The 18657-nt window shown below is 64.9% G+C and carries 21 protein-coding genes; 10 read left to right on the top strand and 11 right to left on the bottom strand.

Annotated elements, in window-relative coordinates; translation table 11 throughout:
- The 3 genes from IRZ12_RS00285 to IRZ12_RS00275 all read right to left on the bottom strand — a co-directional run.
- The coding region (locus IRZ12_RS00285; protein ID WP_296462784.1) for a chorismate synthase at positions 1–184 on the bottom strand (184 nt) is incomplete at its 3' end.
- Between the two features lie 93 nt (positions 185–277).
- The gene (locus IRZ12_RS00280) at positions 278–742 is read right to left on the bottom strand and encodes a CBS domain-containing protein (protein ID WP_296462781.1); all 465 of its coding nucleotides are present in this window, start codon (positions 740–742) and stop codon (positions 278–280) included.
- A gap of 105 nt (positions 743–847) precedes the next feature.
- Complete coding sequence (locus IRZ12_RS00275; RefSeq protein ID WP_296462779.1) at positions 848–1573, bottom strand: GntR family transcriptional regulator; 726 nt, start codon at positions 1571–1573, stop codon at positions 848–850.
- Positions 1574–1833: 260 nt separating this feature from the next.
- On the opposite strand from IRZ12_RS00275, the gene IRZ12_RS00270 reads away from it, so the two are divergent.
- The 3 genes from IRZ12_RS00270 (at position 1834) to IRZ12_RS00260 (ending at position 3828) form a co-directional block, all read left to right on the top strand.
- Positions 1834–2514, top strand: coding sequence for a cysteine hydrolase family protein (locus IRZ12_RS00270; protein ID WP_296462776.1), 681 nt, complete (start codon positions 1834–1836; stop codon positions 2512–2514).
- 145 nt (positions 2515–2659) lie between these two features.
- Entirely contained in the window at positions 2660–2965 is a 306-nt protein-coding gene (locus IRZ12_RS00265; protein ID WP_296462773.1) for a hypothetical protein, read from the top strand.
- 14 nt (positions 2966–2979) lie between these two features.
- Positions 2980–3828: a hypothetical protein gene (locus IRZ12_RS00260; RefSeq protein WP_296462771.1), complete on the top strand. Its 849-nt coding sequence runs from the start codon at positions 2980–2982 to the stop codon at positions 3826–3828.
- Positions 3829–3870: 42 nt separating this feature from the next.
- Here IRZ12_RS00260 and IRZ12_RS00255 read toward each other — a convergent pair whose 3' ends face one another.
- Positions 3871–5313 carry a YihY family inner membrane protein gene (locus tag IRZ12_RS00255; RefSeq protein WP_296462769.1) on the bottom strand — a complete coding sequence of 481 codons (1443 nt, stop codon included), beginning with the start codon at positions 5311–5313 and terminating at the stop codon, positions 3871–3873.
- A gap of 42 nt (positions 5314–5355) precedes the next feature.
- Here IRZ12_RS00255 and wrbA point away from each other — a divergent pair, with 42 nt between their 5' ends.
- From wrbA to IRZ12_RS00240, 3 genes are read left to right on the top strand one after another with little or no spacing between them, the layout of a single operon-like run.
- The gene (wrbA, locus tag IRZ12_RS00250) at positions 5356–5967 is read left to right on the top strand and encodes an NAD(P)H:quinone oxidoreductase (protein WP_296462767.1); all 612 of its coding nucleotides are present in this window, start codon (positions 5356–5358) and stop codon (positions 5965–5967) included.
- Positions 5964–6362 carry a DUF2069 domain-containing protein gene (locus IRZ12_RS00245; RefSeq protein ID WP_296462764.1) on the top strand — a complete coding sequence of 133 codons (399 nt, stop codon included), beginning with the start codon at positions 5964–5966 and terminating at the stop codon, positions 6360–6362. Before wrbA ends, IRZ12_RS00245 begins: the two co-directional genes overlap by 4 nt.
- 51 nt (positions 6363–6413) lie before the next feature.
- Complete coding sequence (locus IRZ12_RS00240) at positions 6414–7817, top strand: FAD-binding oxidoreductase (RefSeq protein WP_296462761.1); 1404 nt, start codon at positions 6414–6416, stop codon at positions 7815–7817.
- 7 nt (positions 7818–7824) lie between these two features.
- Here the strand turns inward: IRZ12_RS00240 and IRZ12_RS00235 are convergent, their stop codons facing one another.
- The gene (locus IRZ12_RS00235) at positions 7825–8199 is read right to left on the bottom strand and encodes a hypothetical protein (protein WP_296462758.1); all 375 of its coding nucleotides are present in this window, start codon (positions 8197–8199) and stop codon (positions 7825–7827) included.
- Positions 8200–8356: 157 nt separating this feature from the next.
- On the opposite strand from IRZ12_RS00235, the gene dusA reads away from it, so the two are divergent.
- The 3 genes from dusA to IRZ12_RS00220 all read left to right on the top strand — a co-directional run bounded on the left by dusA (position 8357) and on the right by IRZ12_RS00220 (position 11134).
- Entirely contained in the window at positions 8357–9370 is a 1014-nt protein-coding gene (gene dusA / locus IRZ12_RS00230; RefSeq protein ID WP_296462752.1) for a tRNA dihydrouridine(20/20a) synthase DusA, read from the top strand.
- 193 nt (positions 9371–9563) lie between these two features.
- The gene (locus tag IRZ12_RS00225; RefSeq protein ID WP_296462749.1) at positions 9564–10205 is read left to right on the top strand and encodes an AAA family ATPase; all 642 of its coding nucleotides are present in this window, start codon (positions 9564–9566) and stop codon (positions 10203–10205) included.
- Positions 10206–10267: 62 nt separating this feature from the next.
- Positions 10268–11134, top strand: coding sequence for an SDR family oxidoreductase (locus IRZ12_RS00220; protein ID WP_296462747.1), 867 nt, complete (start codon positions 10268–10270; stop codon positions 11132–11134).
- 21 nt (positions 11135–11155) lie between these two features.
- Here IRZ12_RS00220 and IRZ12_RS00215 read toward each other — a convergent pair whose 3' ends face one another.
- The 6 genes from IRZ12_RS00215 to IRZ12_RS00190 all read right to left on the bottom strand — a co-directional run bounded on the left by IRZ12_RS00215 (position 11156) and on the right by IRZ12_RS00190 (position 17403).
- A complete protein-coding gene (locus tag IRZ12_RS00215; protein ID WP_296462744.1) occupies positions 11156–11455 on the bottom strand; it encodes a hypothetical protein in 300 nt (99 codons plus the stop codon).
- A 190-nt stretch (positions 11456–11645) separates the two neighbouring features.
- Entirely contained in the window at positions 11646–12632 is a 987-nt protein-coding gene (locus IRZ12_RS00210; RefSeq protein ID WP_296462741.1) for a lysylphosphatidylglycerol synthase domain-containing protein, read from the bottom strand.
- Positions 12607–13974 carry a cardiolipin synthase ClsB gene (gene clsB / locus IRZ12_RS00205; protein WP_296462739.1) on the bottom strand — a complete coding sequence of 456 codons (1368 nt, stop codon included), beginning with the start codon at positions 13972–13974 and terminating at the stop codon, positions 12607–12609. The genes IRZ12_RS00210 and clsB overlap by 26 nt, the downstream gene beginning before the upstream one ends.
- On the bottom strand, positions 13971–14762 hold the full coding sequence (locus IRZ12_RS00200) for an endonuclease/exonuclease/phosphatase family protein (RefSeq protein WP_296462736.1): 792 nt from the start codon (positions 14760–14762) through the stop codon (positions 13971–13973). The genes clsB and IRZ12_RS00200 overlap by 4 nt, the downstream gene beginning before the upstream one ends.
- Positions 14763–14790: 28 nt before the next feature.
- Positions 14791–16320: a glucose-6-phosphate dehydrogenase gene (gene zwf, locus IRZ12_RS00195; protein WP_296462734.1), complete on the bottom strand. Its 1530-nt coding sequence runs from the start codon at positions 16318–16320 to the stop codon at positions 14791–14793.
- 141 nt (positions 16321–16461) lie between these two features.
- Positions 16462–17403 carry a LysR family transcriptional regulator gene (locus IRZ12_RS00190; RefSeq protein ID WP_296462731.1) on the bottom strand — a complete coding sequence of 314 codons (942 nt, stop codon included), beginning with the start codon at positions 17401–17403 and terminating at the stop codon, positions 16462–16464.
- Between the two features lie 162 nt (positions 17404–17565).
- Between IRZ12_RS00190 and IRZ12_RS00185 the strand changes: the two genes are divergently transcribed.
- Positions 17566–18534: a tripartite tricarboxylate transporter substrate binding protein gene (locus IRZ12_RS00185; RefSeq protein WP_296462727.1), complete on the top strand. Its 969-nt coding sequence runs from the start codon at positions 17566–17568 to the stop codon at positions 18532–18534.
- Positions 18535–18657 lie beyond the last annotated feature (123 nt).

The raw sequence follows: 18657 nt of genomic DNA, 5'->3' as shown, positions 1-18657 counted from the left end.
GTTCCTGCCGCTGCGTCACGTGGCGCGAGGTGCCGGGACGCCGCCGGTCGAGCTCGACCTGGATGTCCGCCTCGGTGAGCTCCAACCCCGGCGGGCAGCCGTCGATCACACAGCCGACCGCGGGCCCGTGCGACTCGCCGAAATTGGTGACGCGAAAGAGTTCTCCGAGGGTGCTGCCTGGCATGGGGAATCTGGCTCCGAAAGGGACGCGGACGCGCGTGACCCGTGATTATCGCACCGGATCACCGATCCGGTGCATCCAGCCCCCGTCGGCACTTCAGAGCTGGCTTTCGGCTTCCCGCTGCTCGCCCGGCCAGTCGCGGATATAAGCCTTGAGCATGCGGTTTTCGAAGCTTTGGGCTTCCAATACGGCCTTGGCCACGTCGTAGAAGGAGATGACCCCCAGCAACATGCGCCCGTCCATGACGGGGATGTACCGGGCGTGCTTGTCGAGCATCAAGCGACGCACCTCATTGACTTCGGTGTTGGGCGACACCGTGACCGGCGCGTCGTCCATGATGGAGCGAATGGTGGTCGTGCCCAGCGAGCCGCCGTTGGCATGCAGGTGGCGAATGATTTCGCGGAACGTCAGCATGCCCACCAACTCGCCGAATTCCATGATGACGAGAGAACCGATGTCCTGCAGCGCCATGGTATCGACGACCTGGGCGACGGGAGTATCCGGGCTGGCCGTGTAAAGCGCATCGCCTTTGACGCGCAGGATTTCACTGACTTTGATCATGACTGCCTCCTCGGCACGACGCCGGCGCTGGCGTGAAACGGTTGGTGAATATTTATCGGCTCGTGCCTGGCGATTTCCCTATGCTAGCGCGCCTGACAGCGTGCTTCAACTCGGCACGGCGGCGGCCGCGACCGCCCCGGCGTCGAGTGCGTCCATGATGTTGCGCGCCGTTCGCTCGATATGGGTGCAGAGCAGCTCGGCCGCGTCATCTTCGCTGCGGTCGAGCACGGCTTCCACGAGCGCCTGGTGCTCGCCCCGGACGTCGCGATCGAATGGCTGGTACGCAAGGAAGAGCCGCCGATAGCGCGCGCTGAAATACTGCAGCGACTCGCAAATGCTGAGCACCATTGGCATGCGGCACGCAGAGATGAGCGCGAGATGGAAGCCGCGATGGTGTGCTTCCCACTCATCCACGTCCCGCCCTTCTTTCCGCTCCGGCCGCTCGTAACGCATGAGCCGGTGGTGGGTCAGGACGACGCTTTCTTCCCAGGCGTTGTCGCCATGCCGGATGGATTCGCGCAAGGCCATCGGTTCGAGGGTGGCCTGCAGTTTCGCCACTTCCGCGAGGTTTTCACGCGACACCGGGGCCACCCGGAAGCCTTTTTTGTCCTCATTGACGACAAAGCCTTCCGTGGCCAAGCGCGCCAGCGCTTCGCGCAGGGGAGACAAGCTGACGCCGAACTCCCCCTTGAGCACCTCGATGGACAGCTTCGTGCCCGGCGGACGCCGCCCCGAAGCAATGTCATTGCGCAGGCGCGTTGCGATCACACTGGCGAAGTTCTGGCCCGCCTCGGCAGTCGGAGGCTCGGCAGAAACGACGGATTTCATCATTCTCCTTTCAGACGAACGGCATGGCCGCGTCGCTCGGCGAATCGTAGCACGCAGCCCCCATCGATTCTGCCACCGCGCTCCCGCGACGCCGCGCAAAGTAACCGATCCGCGGCAATCCGGCCGACGCCATGGACGCGACGCAATCTTCCCACTCCACTCTCATAAAAAAATCGTTTACAGTTTCTAGAATCGATTATTCACAATCCCACACCGGCGCCATGGTCGTCGGAACCTACCCCCCAATAGGAGGCAGCGCCCACATGTTGCAACATCCCCAGTCCGGCATATCTGCCGCGACAGCCGCGGCAAGCGGAACCCTGCCGGTATCGCTGGAAGAGCGGCTGTCCCCGGAGTCGTCTGCCTTGCTGGTCATCGACATGCAGAATGACTTTTGCGCGCCCGGCGGATATATCGACACCATCATGGGCAAAGACGTCTCCTCGGCAGCGGCCATCGTCGACGCCATCGCCGCGCTGGCGGCCTCCGCGCGGGCGGCGGACGTCCCGGTCTTCTGGGTACGCGCGGACTACACGCGGCATCGGATCCCGCCCCCGATGCAAGTCAAGCTGCAAGCCCGAGGTATCACGAGCGACTGCTGCGTCCCGGGCACGTGGGGAAGCGACTGGTTCGGCGTGGCGCCGCAGCCCCACGAACCGGTATTCACCAAACATACGTACAGCGGCTTTCACGGGACAGGCTTGCATGAAACGCTGCAAGCGCGCGGCATACGGACTATTGTCTTCACGGGCGTGCAAACGCACATATGCGTCGAAACGACGCTGCGTGCCGCCCATACCTTAGGCTATTACTGCGTGGTCGCCGAAGACGCCGTCGCCTCCCACAGCCCTGCCGAACACGCGGCGACACTGGCCAACGTCCGCTTCCTGTTCGGCGACGTGTGTCCGAGTACGACGCTGCGTCAAATCTGGGACAAGGCTTGAGAGCAGCCCACTGTCGCGGCATTCCCGCGCCGTCCGGGCTCGCCGGCCATCACCTCCGCAGGAGCCGGGACAGGGAAGGAAAACCGGCATTGCCTGCCGCGGCACGTTGACCGACCCATCGTTTTCATCGAACCAAGGAGTCAGCATGGGAATCCGAGACACCGACAAGACTCTGCCCTCCAACCGCATGGTGTTCGAACTGCGGCGCGACGAGCAGAAATACCGTGCCTTCAAGGAAGACCTCGAAGCCACCATGACGGCTTACGGCCTGAGCGAGGAGGAAAAACGCGCCTGGCGAGCCATGGACATCGAGGCGCTCGGCAAGCTGGGCGTCCATCCTTATTTCCTGCCCCAGGTGTCGCGGCTCTTCAAGGGCGCCGCGCGCAATCACAACGATAGCGAAGCGGCTCGCCTGTACGCCGAGAAAATGGGTATCGCGACCAAGAACTGAACGCGGAGATTCGTATGGCAAAAATCGTAGCAGCCCTGGGCGTGGCCCACGCTCCAGGCGTCACCGGTTGGATAGACAAGGCGCCGCAGCACGAGCAGGAAGGCGTGCTGGCCGGCTATGCGAAATTCCACCAGCTCATGGAAGAGGTCGAGCCGGACGTGGTGATTGGCATCGCCAATGATCACCTGCTCAATTTCTCGCTCGACAACATCCCGGACTTCTGCGTCGGCATCGGAGACGAATGGGAGGGCCCAGCGCCGTGGTTCCGCGACTGGCTCAACATTCCCGATTACAAGGTAGCGGGCCATCGAGAGCTCGGCCGGGCGCTGGTGCGTGAATCGGCCAAGGCCGGCTTCAATCACGCCTTCGCGGAAAAACTGCTGTTCGACGACAACTGGTCGGTGCCGCTCAAGTTCCTATTCCCGCGCTACGACGTGCGCTTCGTTCCCATACACATGAACTGCATCGTGCCTCCCGTCCCGACGGCGTCGCACTGCTATGCAGTGGGGGAAAGCCTTGCGCGTATCGTGCAGCAATTCCCCTCCGACGAGCGCGTCGTGATCATGGGCACGGGCGGCCTGTCGCACGACCCAGGCGGCAAGGACTATTTCACCGTGCACGAGGCGTTCGACCGCTGGTTCCTGGAGCTCATGGAATCGGGGGACGCCGAACGCGTCAAGCGCGAGCTCACCTTCGAAAAGCTGCTGACCGGCGGCGACGGCGGCGCGGGCGAATTGCTGGCCTGGGTGGCGGCGATGGGCGCGGCGAGCGTATGCGGCAATACGCGCGCGGAGACGGTGTTTTATGTTCCTTCCGCGCCGATGCGCTGCGGCATGGGTGGGGTGTATTGGCGGCTGAACTAGGGGTGCCGTAAGCTTGCCGGGCGCAATGCCCGGCCTCTAGCCTCAGGATGCGCGCGCGCGGCGCAGGCGCTCGTCATGCACGGCTTCGGCGGCGTCTTGGCCGGTTTCTGCCGGATCTGTCGCCGCTTCCAATTTCCGTTCCAGCTCCCGATCGAGCTCGCGCTCTTCCTCGATGTCTTCCGGCCGCTGCGCAAGGGCCTCGGCGATGGTTATCGAACCCTCCTCCCACGCGGCATTCACCGCGCGCAGCAGCGCAGGGTCGCCAGCCAGGGGCTTGCGATCGAGCAGGAGTTTCTCCACCACGGGCTCGAGCGTGGCGACGGTGGGATCGCACACCATCGCCCACCGTTCGCGCGCGCTGCCGGCATCACCGATCCGGGCGATGTACCCGATGCTGGCGAGGGTATCGAGCACGACCATCAATTCGTCATGGTGAAGGTTGAGGCGGGCGCGCAGCGCGATCGTGCTCAGGCCGGGCGGATTGCGGTCGCGCGCAACGGCCAGGGCCCGCAAGATCGACAGCGCATCCACGAAAGCCGCCCCAGGGTGCCGCGCCGTCTCCCAGCGGCCCATGCGAATCAGGGGCAGGCTGGCGGCCAGCGTCGCGCCGAAGAGCGTCACGAGCCAGGAAAGGTACACCCACAACAGGAAGATGGGCAGCGTCGCGAAGGCGCCGTACACAATGGTGTAGGTCGGAAAACGTGAAAGGTAGAACGCAAAGCCCGATTTCATGATTTCGAGCACGATGGCCGCCGCAAAGCCCCCCGTCAGCGCGTCGCGCGCCTCGACATGCCGATTGGGCACGACCATGAACAGGGCCGCGAATGCAAAGCCGGTCAGGATCAGGGGGATGAACGAGACGAGGACGCCGATGGGCGCGGGCACGTCTCCCACCAGCCCCATGGACTCGCGCACGAGGAATGAAGTGGCCCAGAGGCTGGCACCGATCAGCACGGGGCCGAGCGTCAGGGTCGCCCAGTAGATCAACACGCGCTGCGGCAAGGGGCGGCGCTTGCGCACGTGCCAGATCTCGTTGAGCGCCTTGTCGATGGTCAGCATCAGCGAGACGGCAGTGAACATCAGGAATATGCCCCCGACTGCCGTCAACTTACTCGCTTTCTGGGCAAAGTCGTTGAGGTAGTCCATGATGTTGTCGGCCACTGCGGGGGGCATAAGGTTGCCGACTAGAAACCCTTCCAAGGCTCCTTGGAACTCACGGAACAGCGGAAACGCGGTGAACAGCGCCAACGCCACGGCAAGCAGGGGCACCATGGACAATACCGAGGTGAAGGTCAGGCTGGAGGCTACCTGTGCAATGCGCTCCTCTGCCGCCCGCTGCATCGCAAACCGGAGCAAGCGCCCCAGCCGCGCCAGCCAAGACTCCCGGGCCAGGAGGCGGCGGCGCAACGCGGCGGTGCGGGATTCCGGACGCTCCGCGGCGTCGGGACCGGAAAGGGCGGGCGTGGCCGCGGAAACGTTGGACATTTCGGAAGCGTTCTGGACCATGAGGGGAGATAATAGCGGCCTATGGACATCCTGATCTTGTACTACAGCCGGCACGGCTCGACCCGTCAACTGGCCGAGCACATTGCGCTGGGCGTGGAGCGAACGCCCGGCGCACATGCCCGCTTGCGCACCGTTCCGCCCGTCTCGACCGTATGCGAAGCCACGGCGCCGGCCATTCCCGACAGCGGCCCGCCGTACGTGGAAGCCTCCGACCTCGAGGAATGCGCCGGGCTTGCGCTCGGATCTCCCACCCGTTTCGGCAACATGGCGGCGCCGATGAAGTATTTCATCGACCATACCATTGAGCAATGGCTGGCCGGAAGCCTGGCGGGCAAGCCGGCGGCCGTCTTCACGTCCACGGGCTCGATGCACGGGGGCCAGGAAAGCACTTTGCTGAGCATGATGCTGCCCTTGCTCCACCACGGGATGCTGTTGGTTGGCTTGCCCTTCACCGAAAGCGCCCTGATGAGCACCCGGCAAGGCGGCACGCCCTATGGCGCCTCACACGTCGCGGGCGTGGACAACCGCCAGCCTTTCCACCGGGATGAGCTCCAGCTGGCCGAAGCGCTGGGCGCCCGCCTCGCCCGCACCGCCCTGGAACTTCACGCCGGCCGGCAGGCCCGCGCGCGATGAAGGCCGCGCCCGTCATCCTGAGCCGCCGGCTGCGGCTCGCCGCATCGGCCTCGCTCATCGCCCTCATCGTACTGTGCATCGTCTGGGAAACGGTGCTGGCCCCGCTGAGGCCGGGAGGATCGATGCTGGTCCTCAAGGCCGTTCCGCTCCTGCTGCCCTTGCGAGGCATACTGCGGGGTAGCCTATATACCTATCAATGGGCCTCCATGCTGATCCTGGTCTACTTCATGGAAGGCGTGGTCAGGGCCACGAGCGACCCCGGCTTTTCTGCGCAGGTGGCGTGGGCCGAGGTTGTACTGACGACGATTTTTTTCTGGTGTGCGATCTTGTACGTGCGACCGGCGAAGCGAGCCGCCAAGGCAGCCCAAAAGGCAGCCGCCGGCCCTCCGCGTTGAGGGCCGCGCCATGTCCCGTGTTTCGCCCGGCCGGGCGCCAATGGAGGATGCATGGATTTGCTGACCGAGCTCAAGAGCGCGTTGGGCGCCGAACAGGTGCTTACCGGCGCCGACGCCGCACCCTACCTCACCGACTGGCGCGGGCGCTATACCGGCTCGGCCTATGCCGTCACGCGGCCGGCCAACACGCACGAAGTCGCCCAAGTCGTCAAGCTCTGCCGCCGGTATGGCGCGCCCATCGTGCCCCAGGGCGGCAACACCGGCCTGGCCGGTGGTGCAACGCCTGACGGCAGCGGCCGTGCCGTCGTCATATCGACCCGGCGCCTGGACCGCCTGCGCGCCATCGATACCGACAACGACACCATCACCGTGGAGGCGGGCTGCGTCCTGCAAACGGTACAGGATTGGGCGCGTCAGGCGGGGCGGCTCTTCCCGCTCAGCCTCGCCTCCGAGGGCAGCTGCACGGTGGGCGGCAACCTCGCCACCAACGCCGGCGGCACCCAGGTGCTTCGCTACGGCAACGCCCGGGAACTGGCACTGGGGCTCGAGGTGGTCACGGCCGAAGGCGAAGTCTGGGATGGATTGCGCGGCCTGCGCAAGGACAACACCGGCTACGACCTGCGCAACCTCTACATCGGCAGCGAAGGGACGCTCGGCATCATCACCGCCGCCACGTTGAGACTCTTTCCCCTGCCGAAAGCCCAATGCACGGCGATGGTCAGCCTGCCGTCGCTGGAGGCCGCCGTGGCCTTGCTCAATCAGGCGCGCGCGGGCCTGGGGGCGGACTTGACGGGGTTCGAGGTCATGTCATATGCCAGTCTCGAAGTCGTCACCCGGGCATTTCCCGACCAGAAGCTGCCGCTTCCGGCGGCCCCTTGGTACGCGTTGCTGGAAGTTTCCGACAGCGAGAGCGAGGAGCACGCACAGGCTCGCTTCCAAGAGGTACTGCAGGCCGCGGTGGAACAAGGCACCGTGGAAGACGCTGTGGTGGCCTCCAGCATTGCGCAGAGCCGGGCGCTGTGGCTACTGCGCGAGAACATTTCAGCCGCCCAGGCGTGGGAAGGCAAGAACATCAAGCACGATATTTCCGTGCCCACTTCCCGCATCGCCGCCTTCGTGGCCGCCACCGACGCCATGCTCCAGGCCGCGGTTCCGGGTGTGCGCCACATCACGTTCGGCCATCTCGGCGACGGCAACCTGCACTACAACGTCAGCCGCCCGCCAGAAATTCCCGAGGCCGACTTCCTGGCCCGGCAAGACGAGGTCTACCGCTTGGTGCATGACAGCGTCCATGCCCACGGCGGCTCCATCAGCGCCGAGCATGGCATCGGCCAGCTCAAGCGCGAAGAAATGGCGCGCTACAAGAGCGCGCTTGAACTCGACCTGATGCATCGGATCAAGCGCGCGCTCGATCCCGAAGGCCTGATGAACCCGGGCAAGATCCTGCCGCCCTGAGCAGGACTCACCGGGCGCTCGCCTTCCAAGTACCGTCGTCCTGCTTGCAGAACCAGAAGCCCCAGTTTTCCCTCGACTTGCCCTGGGTGACGTCCGCGGCCAGGAAGCGGCAGGTCTGGCCCTTGGCGGTTTGCACGGTGTTGCGGGGCGCAAAGGAAACCGTGACCGGAGGCACCTGGCGCACCGGGGTGCTGGCCCACGTGGCGCGCTGGCCGTCTGCGACCTCGTTGAGCACACGCCCGACTTCGTTCGAGAAATTCGACACCTGCGCCTTGGGAATGTGCAGGAGAATGGATTCGTTCAGAAAACTCAGGTTGTCGGCCTGGGCCGCACCCATGCCGGCGAGCAACAGGAGCGAAGCGGCGAGGAAGGAGGTGCGCATGGGGAGGGCTCCAGGTGAAAGGTGACGAGATGATATCGCGTCCTGGCCCACCGCACACGCGGGAGCCCCGATGGCACGGCCGGCGATTGCCCGATTGTGGCGCCTGGCCCCCCGCACACGCGGGAGCCCCTGCGCCGGCGGGTTATCATTTCCCCTTATGCTTTCCCACCAACGACCTGCCGGCTGGGCGCTGTGCGTAGCCCCCATGATCGACTGGACGGACCGTCATTGCCGGTTCTTCCATCGACTTCTCGCGCCGCGGGCGCGCCTCTATACCGAGATGATCGCCACCGGCGCCATTTTGTACGGCGACGCGGCCCGGCACTTGGATTTCGATCCGGCCGAACATCCGGTTGCGCTGCAATTGGGCGGCAACGAGCCGCATGCCCTCGCCCGTGCCGCCAAAGCCGGGCGGGATTGGGGCTATGACGAGATCAACCTGAACTGCGGCTGCCCTTCGGACCGGGTGCAAAAAGGGGCCTTTGGCGCCTGCCTGATGTCCGAGCCGGCCCTGGTGGCCGATTGCGTCAAGGCCATGCGCGATGCCGTCGACATCCCTGTCACGGTCAAACACCGGATCGGATTGGACTACGACGAGTCCTACGAATTCGTGCGCGACTTCGTGGGAACGGTGCACGCGGCGGGCTGCGAAGTGTTCATCGTGCACGCCCGCAACGCCGTCCTGAAAGGGCTCTCCCCGAAAGAAAACCGAGAAATCCCGCCGCTGCGCTATCACGTGGCCCGCCAGCTCAAGCGGGACTTTCCGCAAGCATCCTTCGTGCTCAACGGCGGCCTGGTCGAAGCCGGGTCCGCCCTCTCGCACATCGGGCACGGCGGCGGCGAGCTCGATGGCGTCATGCTGGGCCGGGAGGCCTACCAGCGCCCCCGCGTGCTGTCGGAAATCTCGCAGGAACTCTGGCCTGAGACCCCCATACCCGACGATGAGGCGGTCATCGCCGCGATGACCGCCTACGCCGGTGAGCAGGTCGCCCGCGGCGTGCCTTTGCGGGCGATCGTGCGGCACATGCTGGGTTTGTTCAACGGCCAGGGCGGGGCGCGACGGTGGCGCCAGATGCTCTCCGACAGCCGCCTGCTCGCAGCCAATGATCCCGCACTGATCGGGGACGCCTGGTCGACCGTCGCGCAAGCCAACCGGCGGCGCGCTGCGTGAGCGATGCAGCGCCCCACGAAGCCCCATTACGGAACTAACCCGCCGAAAGCCTTCTAATCCAGGCTTTGCGGCCTGCCCGTTCACGCCATACTCCTGCCCGGGTACGCTGCGCCCGTGCCCCGCGGTCATTTTCCGTTCATGCGGCGCCCACGCCGCCGGGACTCACGGCGCATGAGGGCAAGGGTATACAGGCATGGCCCAGATCGTGTGCATCCTGGGTAACAAGGGCGGCACCGGCAAGACGACGCTGTCCCACATGATCTCGCACGGCATGGCGCTGCTCGGCAAGCGCGTCGTGTGCGTGCTCACGGATCTCGAGCGCGAGCGCCTCTCCAAGGATGGGCGGCGGTACCTGCCATTCGACGCAAGGGAGCCCGGCAACCTGTCCAAAGTCGTCGCGACGCTGAATCATGTCGACGACTGGTTCGGCGTCATCGACGGCGGCGGCAATCGCCCCGACATCGACAGCCATCTCGCCAACCAGGCCGACCTGGTGCTACTGCCCTTTCGCGACTCTCACGAAGACATGCGCACGGTGCTGCGCGACCTCGAATGGATGCCTCGCGCCTGGGGGCTCCCCTCGCAATGGCCGACGGACGAGCCGGCCAGGCGGGAAGCCGAGGCATCGGTCTCCCTGCTGCTGGGCGACTATCAGCATCGCCTGCTCGACCCGATCCCGCATCTGCACGCCACCAAACTCCTGCTGCAAGACCGCATTCCCCGTACGCTGCCCTGGCAGCTGACCAACGCCTGCCTTGAATTGGCGATGCAGGTTTTCGAGCTGCTCGACGTGCCCTACGAAGGCGGCCCCGCCGTCGACGCGGTCCCAGCCTAGATGCCTCGCGCGGCACGGTAGTTGCTGCAGGCCCGGCATGCACACTTCTCCAGGAGACGACCATGCCGGGCGATCCAGAACAACGCACGCTGCCCCCACAGGCGCAATCCAAGCAGCCGGGGATCCAAAGCGCGATGCATCCGCAGCCGAAGTCCACCGGCCCGGGATATCGCGGGTCCGACAAGCTGAAAGGCCGGTGCGCCATCGTCACGGGCGGCGATAGCGGCATTGGCCGAGCCGTCGCGGTCGCCTTTGCCATGGAAGGCGCGGACGTCCTGTTCACTTACCTCGATGAGAGTGGCGACGCCGAAGACACCCGCCGGCAGATCGAGAAGACCGGCCGACGCTGCGTAAGCATGGCGGGAGACCTGGGCAGCGAGTCCCACGCCAGGGAAGTCGTGCGGCGCGCCTTGAGGGAATTCGGACGCATTGACATCCTGGTCAACAACGCGGCCGAACAACATCCGCAAAACGCCCTGGAAGACATCGATAGCGCCCAACTGGAACGGACCTTCCGCACCAATTTCTTCGGCATGTTCAACCTGACCCGGGAGGCGTTGCCGCACCTGACTGCCGGAGCTGCCATCATCAACACGACATCGGTGACGGCCTACCGCGGCAGCGCGCACCTGATCGATTACGCCTCGACCAAGGGCGCGATCGTGGCATTTACCCGCTCGCTCTCGGCGGCGGTTGTCGAACGCGGCATACGCGTCAACGCCGTCGCGCCCGGCCCCATCTGGACGCCGTTGATTCCCGCTTCATTCAGCGCCGAAGAAGTGGCTACCTTCGGCGCCAGCGTTCCAATGAAACGCCCCGGGCAACCCGAAGAAGTCGCGCCGTGCTACGTCTTCCTCGCGTCGGACGACGCGAGCTATATGACGGGCCAAGTCTTGCACCCGAACGGAGGGGAGATCATCAACGGTTGAGCCCGCGGCGGCGACAATGGCTTACCGGCCGAGCAAGGTCATCAGCGCGTCGAAGCTGCTGGCCTCCCGCACGGAAAACACGAAGCAATCGCCGTCGCGATAATCGGTGTCACGCAGGTTCGTTGCCAACCGCTCCGCATCCTCGAGCGCTTCATTCCACGTCCCGCGGATCAGCGGACAGTATTTGAGCCGGCTGTCCAGCATATCCTTGCCCGAGCGGGCCGTGACCTCAACATACCCACGGAACTGCCCTTCAGGGAGATCGTGGACCCGGGCCTTCAGGAAATACTGTACGGCGAGATGGTCGACGACATGATTCATGGCCAGTCTCCAGGAGTGCTGTGATTCGATGCTAGCTCATCAGAAAGAAACTTTCGGCCCCGGATCCCGGCCGATAGCAAACGTTTACGTTCCATACAGTCCTGTGGCGAACCACGCGACGCCGGCGCAACACTTTGCGCCTGGGAGCGGCTGCACCACGACTGAATGGCTGCGCAGCGCGCTGGGAAAATCAACGCCGGGCACGCGCTTCGAGGCCTGCGTAGAGGCAAACCGCGAGGACGAGCGGACCGAGGTAATACACCGCGCGATAGGCCAGGAGCGCGCCCAGCAGTTGGTGGGCAGGCACCTGCGCAGAGAGCAGCGCAAGGAATACCGTTTCCAATACGCCCAGTCCTGCGGGAACGTGCGTCAGCGCTCCGGCCACGGCGCTGACTAGCAACACGGCGAGCACCCGCCAGTAGTCGACCTCACCCCCGAGCAGCACATAGAGGATCCCGCCCATGATCATCCAATTGGCCACCGACATGACGACCTGCGCCAGTGCCAGGCGGCGTCCGGGCACGGTGACCTCCACCTTTCGCACCTCGAAGCTGCGCCTCCCCCGCACCGCACACATCGCAAGATAAGCCGCCGCCACGGCCCATGCCGCGACGCCGGCCACGGGCAGCATTCCTGCGGGAATGCCCCATTGCCGCGGAGGCTGCAATCCGCCCCACACCAAGACCACGCCTAGCAGAATCAGGTAGCCCAGCCAATTGGTCACGACGCTCAAGGCATAAATCTTGGATATGTCGGGTGCGGAGAGTCCCTCCCGCGAATAGAGCCGGTAACGGAAGCCCACGCCGCCGATCAAGGCACCAAGATTCAAGGTAAACGCATAGCAGACGCCGGCAATCATGGCGACACGCGCCACGCCGAGCTTGTGGCCGACGTAGCGCTTTCCCAGCTGGTCAAACGCGCCGAACAGCAAATGGCTTGCCACCGTCAGCCCTCCCGCGGCGAGAAGCATCTGCGGGGAATAGGACCGGATCGATTGCAGCACGCGCTCCCATTCGACCTTCTCCCATTGCTGGGCAAGCAGGAAGGTCACGAGCGCCAGGAATCCGAGGGTGAGCGCATGCCGCCCCCAACGCCACCAGGCACGACGGCTGGACGGCCGAGTGTCGTCACGCCCTGAAGGCGCGGCCTCCCTATCCGATCTCACGAGAGTGGGCATCTGGTGTCTCCGTCGGGCGTGATGGGCCGGGCTCGACTTTTTCGAGCCTGGGAGCATGCGCAGGCAGCCAGCCGGCCCACGCGGGGAAGCGTCGCAGGAAATGGAAAACGATGAACGACGTCGCCATCCGCCAACGCGAGCGCGGCCGCGTGTCGCGCGCAGAAACTTCCCGACAATGGCGCTCGACCAGCGCATCCAGCCGTTCGCGCAAGGTGCGGCTGAATGCCGGATCGCGAATGATGAGATTGGCTTCCAGGTTCAATGACAGGCTAAGCGGATCCAGGTTGCTCGACCCCACCGTGGCCCACACGTCGTCCACGACCGCGACCTTGCCATGCAGCGGACGCTCGCAATACTCATAGATCTTCACGCCCGCGCTGAGCAGGTAATCGTGCAGCATGTGCGCGGCCACCTTGACGATGGGCATGTCCGGCTCGCCCTGGAGAATGAGCCTGACCTGCACGCCGCGCCTGGCCGCTTTGCGCATGTCGCGCAGCAGCCGGTAACCGGGGAAGAAATAGGCATTGGCGATGGTCACCTCGCGCTGCGCCGCCCGGATGGCGATCCGGTAATGTTGCTCGATGTCCGTCCGGTGGGCGTTGTTGTCGCGCACGACCAGCAGGCACTCCGCGCCCGCCTCGTTCAACGGCTGTTCCTTGGCGGGAGAAGCCGGCCTGGCGGCCCGACGGCGCGCCTTGTCCCGCGGCACCGTGCCGTTGCGGACGAAATCGCGGATCTGGGCCACGATCGGCCCGCGCACTTCGATCGCGTAATCCTGTTTGGCGCTCGGACCGAAATCCGCGAGGTGATCGGCGGAGAAGTTGATGCCGCCCACGAAGGCCGTTTCACCATCCACCACGAGCAGCTTGCGATGCAGGCGACGAAACACGTTGGTACGCATCCCCAGCAGCTTGGGCCGCGGGTCGAATACCCGGAAATGCACGCCGGCTTCGATCAGGCCAGCCAGGAACTCCTCGGGTAGATCCGTCGACCCATATCCGTCGACGAGGACCGAAACATAGACGCCCCGGCGGGCGGCATCGATCAAGACGTTGCGCAGCGCATTGCCCACCTTGTCGTCGAACAGAATGAACGTCTCGAGCAACACCTCGGCGCGCGCCTGGCTGATGGCCTCAAAGACCCGCGGGAAAAAAGCCTCGCCGTTCTCAAGCAGCGCAATCGCGTTGCCCTGCGTCCATTGCACGCTCGCAGGTGCGGCCGACTGGCCGCGAACGCGCCCTGCTTCCTCGCCGCGTGGCCATCCTCGCCATCGCCCGCGGCCGAACAAGCCATTGGCGCTCCCTTCTTGCGAATAAGGCTTACGTGGAAACGAACTACTCATAGCACGATCTCCGCAGCCAGCGGCGCATGGTCCGACAAGGATTTCCACGGATGGGGCCCGAGGTGGATAGGCCGCATCGCCCGTGCCCCGCGCACGTAGATCCTGTCGAGCGGCAGCAGGGGATGCCACGCGGGAAAGGTGCGGGCCAAGCGCCCCGTGGCATGTTCATAGACCTCACGCAGGCCCGCGCACCCGTTCAGCACGCGGCCGGCGCGCTGCAACCAGTCATTGAAGTCGCCCGCCACCACCAGCGGCGCGTCCGGCGGAATTTCTTCCTGGACGAGATGGCATAACAACTGCAACTGCTTGCGGCGGTGGCGCTCTTGCAGACCGAGGTGCACGCAGATGGCGTGGAGCTCTCCACCGGTGTTGGGCGCCTTGACGATGCAATGCAAGAGCCCCCGTCGCTCGGGCCCGCTTATCGAGACGTCGCGGTTCTCGAAATGGGAGATCGGAAACTTGGAGAGCACCGCGTTGCCGTGATGCCCGTCGGGGTACACGGCATTGCGGCCATACGCGAAATCGGACCAGATCGTATCGGCCAAGAACTCGTATTGCGGCGCCGCCGGCCAATCGGCGAAGCGCAGCGCGTGCCTGGCATGCGTGCCTAGCACTTCCTGCAGGAACACCATATCTGCAGACACGCTGCGCACCGCCTCGCGCAAATCGTGCAGAATCAGCCGACGGTTGAAAAAACTAAATCCCTTGTGGACGTTGACCGTCAATACCCGGAAGCTCATCCGGCCCTGCGCATCCGGCGGTCCTTTATCATCGTTATCCTGGTTCATGCGGAGCGCACCGCAAGAACCGTTCCCGCTACTCCAGCGACAACCAGCGCCGCCCGTCGCGGGCCAGGAGGACATCCGCGGCCGCCGGGCCGTGGCTGCCGGCGCGATAGAAATGGATCTCGCCGCTCTCGGCCCAGGCCTGTTGGAAAGGCTGCACCGCCTCCCACCCCAGCTCGATGTCGGCGGCCCGCTGGAATAGCGTGGCGTCGCCGACCATGCAGTCGTAGATCAAGGTCTCGTACCCTGAGCTATGGGAAGGCGGAAAGTGATCAGCGTAGCGGAAGTCCATGCTCACCGGCGCAATGCGGATCTTGGAGCCGGGCACCTTGGCCTTCATGTGGAAGAACAATCCCTCGTCCGGCTGGATCTGCAGCACCAAGGTATTGGCCGGGGGTTTCTCCTGCGCGCTCTGGCGAAACAGCGCATGGCCGGCATCCTTGAACGCGATCACGATTTGCGTCTGCCTGCGCGCGAGCGCCTTGCCCGTGCGCAGGTAGAACGGCACGCCGGCCCAGCGCCAGTTATCGATGCTGAGCTTGAGCGCGACATACGTTTCGGTCGTGCTGTCGGGCGCGACGCCCTCCTCCTCCCGGTAGCCACGCATGGGCTTGCCGTTCACGAGCCCGGACTGGTACTGCCCACGCACGCTGTTCTGCAACGCCTCGGCCGGTGTCTGGATGTGTATGGCGTCGAGCAGCTTTTCCTTCTCCGTACGCACGGCATCGGCGTCGAAAGAATTGGGCGGTTCCATGGCCACCATGGCCAGCAGCTGGAATAGGTGGTTCGGCACCATGTCCCGCAAGGCGCCCGTCTGCTCGTAAAAGGCAGAACGCCGCTCTACGCCTATCGACTCTGCTGCCGTGATTTGCACGTGATCGATATACAGCCGGTTCCAGTTGCTCTCGAACACGCTGTTGGCGAAGCGCGAGACCAGGATGTTCTGGACGGTTTCCTTGCCCAGGAAGTGATCGATGCGGAATATCTGGTTTTCGTGGACGACCCGCGTCAACTGCTTGTTCAACTCGCATGCGGAAGCGAGATCTCTTCCGAACGGCTTCTCGATGACCACGCGGCGCCAGCGGCCTCCGGCCTGCTTCAGCAGGCCTGCTTCGTACAGGTGCCGGGCGATGGTCTGGAAGTAGCCGGGCGCGGTCGCAAAGTAGAAAATGACCCCGCCCGGTTCGGCCGCCAGCGCTTGGCTCAAGTCCGCGTACGTGCGTTCTTCCTCGAAATCGCCCTGCAGGTAAGACGTCCGGCCCATCAGCCATTTCCAGACGGGGGCCTCGAAGCTGGCCTGCGCCTCTTCCCCGCGCGAGGCGAAAACCTGGTCGGCGGCCTCCTTCAAGCGCCGCCGGAACCCTTCGTCATCCAACGCGCGATGGCCGATGCCAATGACGCGGAACTCGGGATGCAGCGCCTTCAGGCGTGCCAGGTTGTAGAGGGCCGGGACCAGGAGCCGGCCCGTCAGGTCGCCGGTCGCGCCGAAAATGACCAACGTGCAACGTGGAGCAGGCGGCAGTTCCGCCTGGGACGTTTGCCTGTTCGTCTGGAAGTCCATGACTACCTCCGAAGCATGCGTCGATTATGGACGCGGGGTTATCGCGCTGCAACAAAGCCGTACGCACCGCTCCCCGGGGAGGGGGCCTCGGGCCATCGGACCACAATGCGCATGAGTCGTTCCCGCCGGCGGAGCGCACGCTCAGGCGCTGGGCTGCTCCGAGCCAGGCCCTGGTGGCTGGCCATCCAATGCCCCCGCCTGGATGCGCTTCTTGATCAAGTCCATGGTGGCCTGGGCAAGGCGCGTCAGCGGCCGCTGCGCGGCCGTCGCGATCACGAGCTGACTGGTCAGCCCCGGAGAGACGATGCGCGCCGCCCGCAAGTGCGGCCGCTGCGAGCGGCCGTATATGGCGTTGCGGGAAAGTACGGCATACCCCATGCCCCGGTCGACGAGGTCGAGCAGCGACTCGATGGCGTCCACCTCCAGGGCGATGGACAACTGCACGCCGAGCCGGGCGCAATGCACGTCCAGCAGGTTGCGGATGGCATTCGGCTGCCCGGGGGTGATCAAGGGGTACTGGGCCAGGTCGCGCATCTTGACAGTCTCAGGCATGGCCTTGCCGCCCAGGCCTTTGCGGCCGATCAGATACAAGTCCTCGGACCACACGTGTTCGTAGACGGCCTGCTGGCTGACCGGCGGGTTGTAGAGCAGCGCAAAGTCCAGGCGCCCCAGCAGCAGCCATTCGTACATGGACACCGTCAGCGCCTCCACCACTCCCAGCGACGCGCGGGGAAACTCGGCCCGGAAATCGGTGACGAGGTCCACCGTGATCGATTTGCCGACGCTGGGCGGCATGCCGACCACCACCTTGCCTGCCGGGGAGCCCCTGAGCTCTTCGATCTCCTGCTTGGCCAGGCGCACCTGGTGCAGGATGCCCCGGCCGCGCTCGAGCAGCCGCTTGCCGGCGTCAGTGGGCACCACCCCCCGGCCATTGCGCTCGAGCAGGTGCTCCTTGAGCTCGATCTCGAGCTGTCGCACATGCCGGCTCACCACCGGCTGCGACAGGTTGAGCGTGACGGCCGCCCGCGTCACACTGCCGAACTCGACCACGCGCACGAAGCATTCGAGCTGTTTCAGGTCCATTTGGAAACCCCGATTCATGTTTTTTAAGCATAACAGCTAGTCCCGATTTGCGTTTTCCAAACGCCAGTTACAGTCCACAATGCAAATTCGCCCGCTTGGCGCCCAGCGCGCCAAGCAGCATCAAAAGATGGGCCACCCCACACCAACGACTCGAGGAAGACAATGATCCGCACACTACTCGCCCGCTTGTGCCTCGGCGCTACCGCCACCTTGGTCGCCGCAGGCGCCTATGCCCAGGAATTTCCTTCCAAGCAACTGCGCCTGATCGTGCCCTTCGGGCCTGGCGGCGTGGCTGACGTCACGGCCCGCATCGTCGCCCAGGGCCTGTCGGACAAGTTCGGCAAACCGGTAGTCGTCGAAAACATGCCGAGCGCCGGCGGCATCACCGGCGCGACGACCGTCATCCGCGCCACCCCCGACGGCCACACGCTGTTCCTGGTCAGCAACCAGCAGGCGGTCAGCCCCTCCTTGTTCAAGTCGCTGCCTTACGACCCGGTCAAGCAGTTGGCGATGATTTCCATGGTCGGCTCGTTCGACATCGTCATGGCGGTGGACCAAAACAGCCCGCTGAAGACCGTCGGCGACGCCATTGAAGCCGCCAAGAAGAATCCCCAAGGCTTTAACCTCGGCACCATCGGCGTGGGTAGCACCCAGCACCTGTCGGCCGAGATGTTCCGGGCCATGGCCGGGTTGTCCGTGCCCACCATTCCGTTCAAGTCCAGCGGCGAAGTGATCTCTGCCGTCAAAGGCAACAACGTGCAGGTCTTGTTCGAAACCGTGCCGGCCGTGATCGGCAACATCAAGGGCGGCAGCCTGCGCGTGCTGGGCGTCGCGTCGGAGAAACGGAGCCAGGTGTTCCCCGACACGCCCACCATCGCCGAAACGGTACCGGGCTACGTCGCCGTTTCGTGGAATGGCCTTGCCGCCCCGGCCGACACCCCGCCCGCCATCATCGAAAAGCTCAGCGCGGCGGTGCGCGAAGTGGTCGCCGATCCGGCCATCAACAAGAAGCTGATCGACGTGGGCATGATCCCGCAAACCAATACGCCCAAGGAGTTCCAGAGCTTCCTGGCCGCCGAGATCCAGAAATGGAGCAAGGTGATTGAAATGGCCAAGATTGAAAAACAATAATCCGCTTGCCGACGGGCGCCAGCCGCCGGATCGCCCGGGGCATGCCGGCATGCCCCGGACAGGCGGCACAGCCGGCGCTGCCGTCCCGCTTCGGGCCCATCCATGTGCCGCAACCTGCCGGGG

This window comes from Pigmentiphaga sp. (assembly GCF_019689535.1).
Classification (GTDB): domain Bacteria; phylum Pseudomonadota; class Gammaproteobacteria; order Burkholderiales; family Burkholderiaceae_B; genus Pigmentiphaga.
This window is presented reverse-complemented; position numbering and strand designations above follow the sequence as displayed.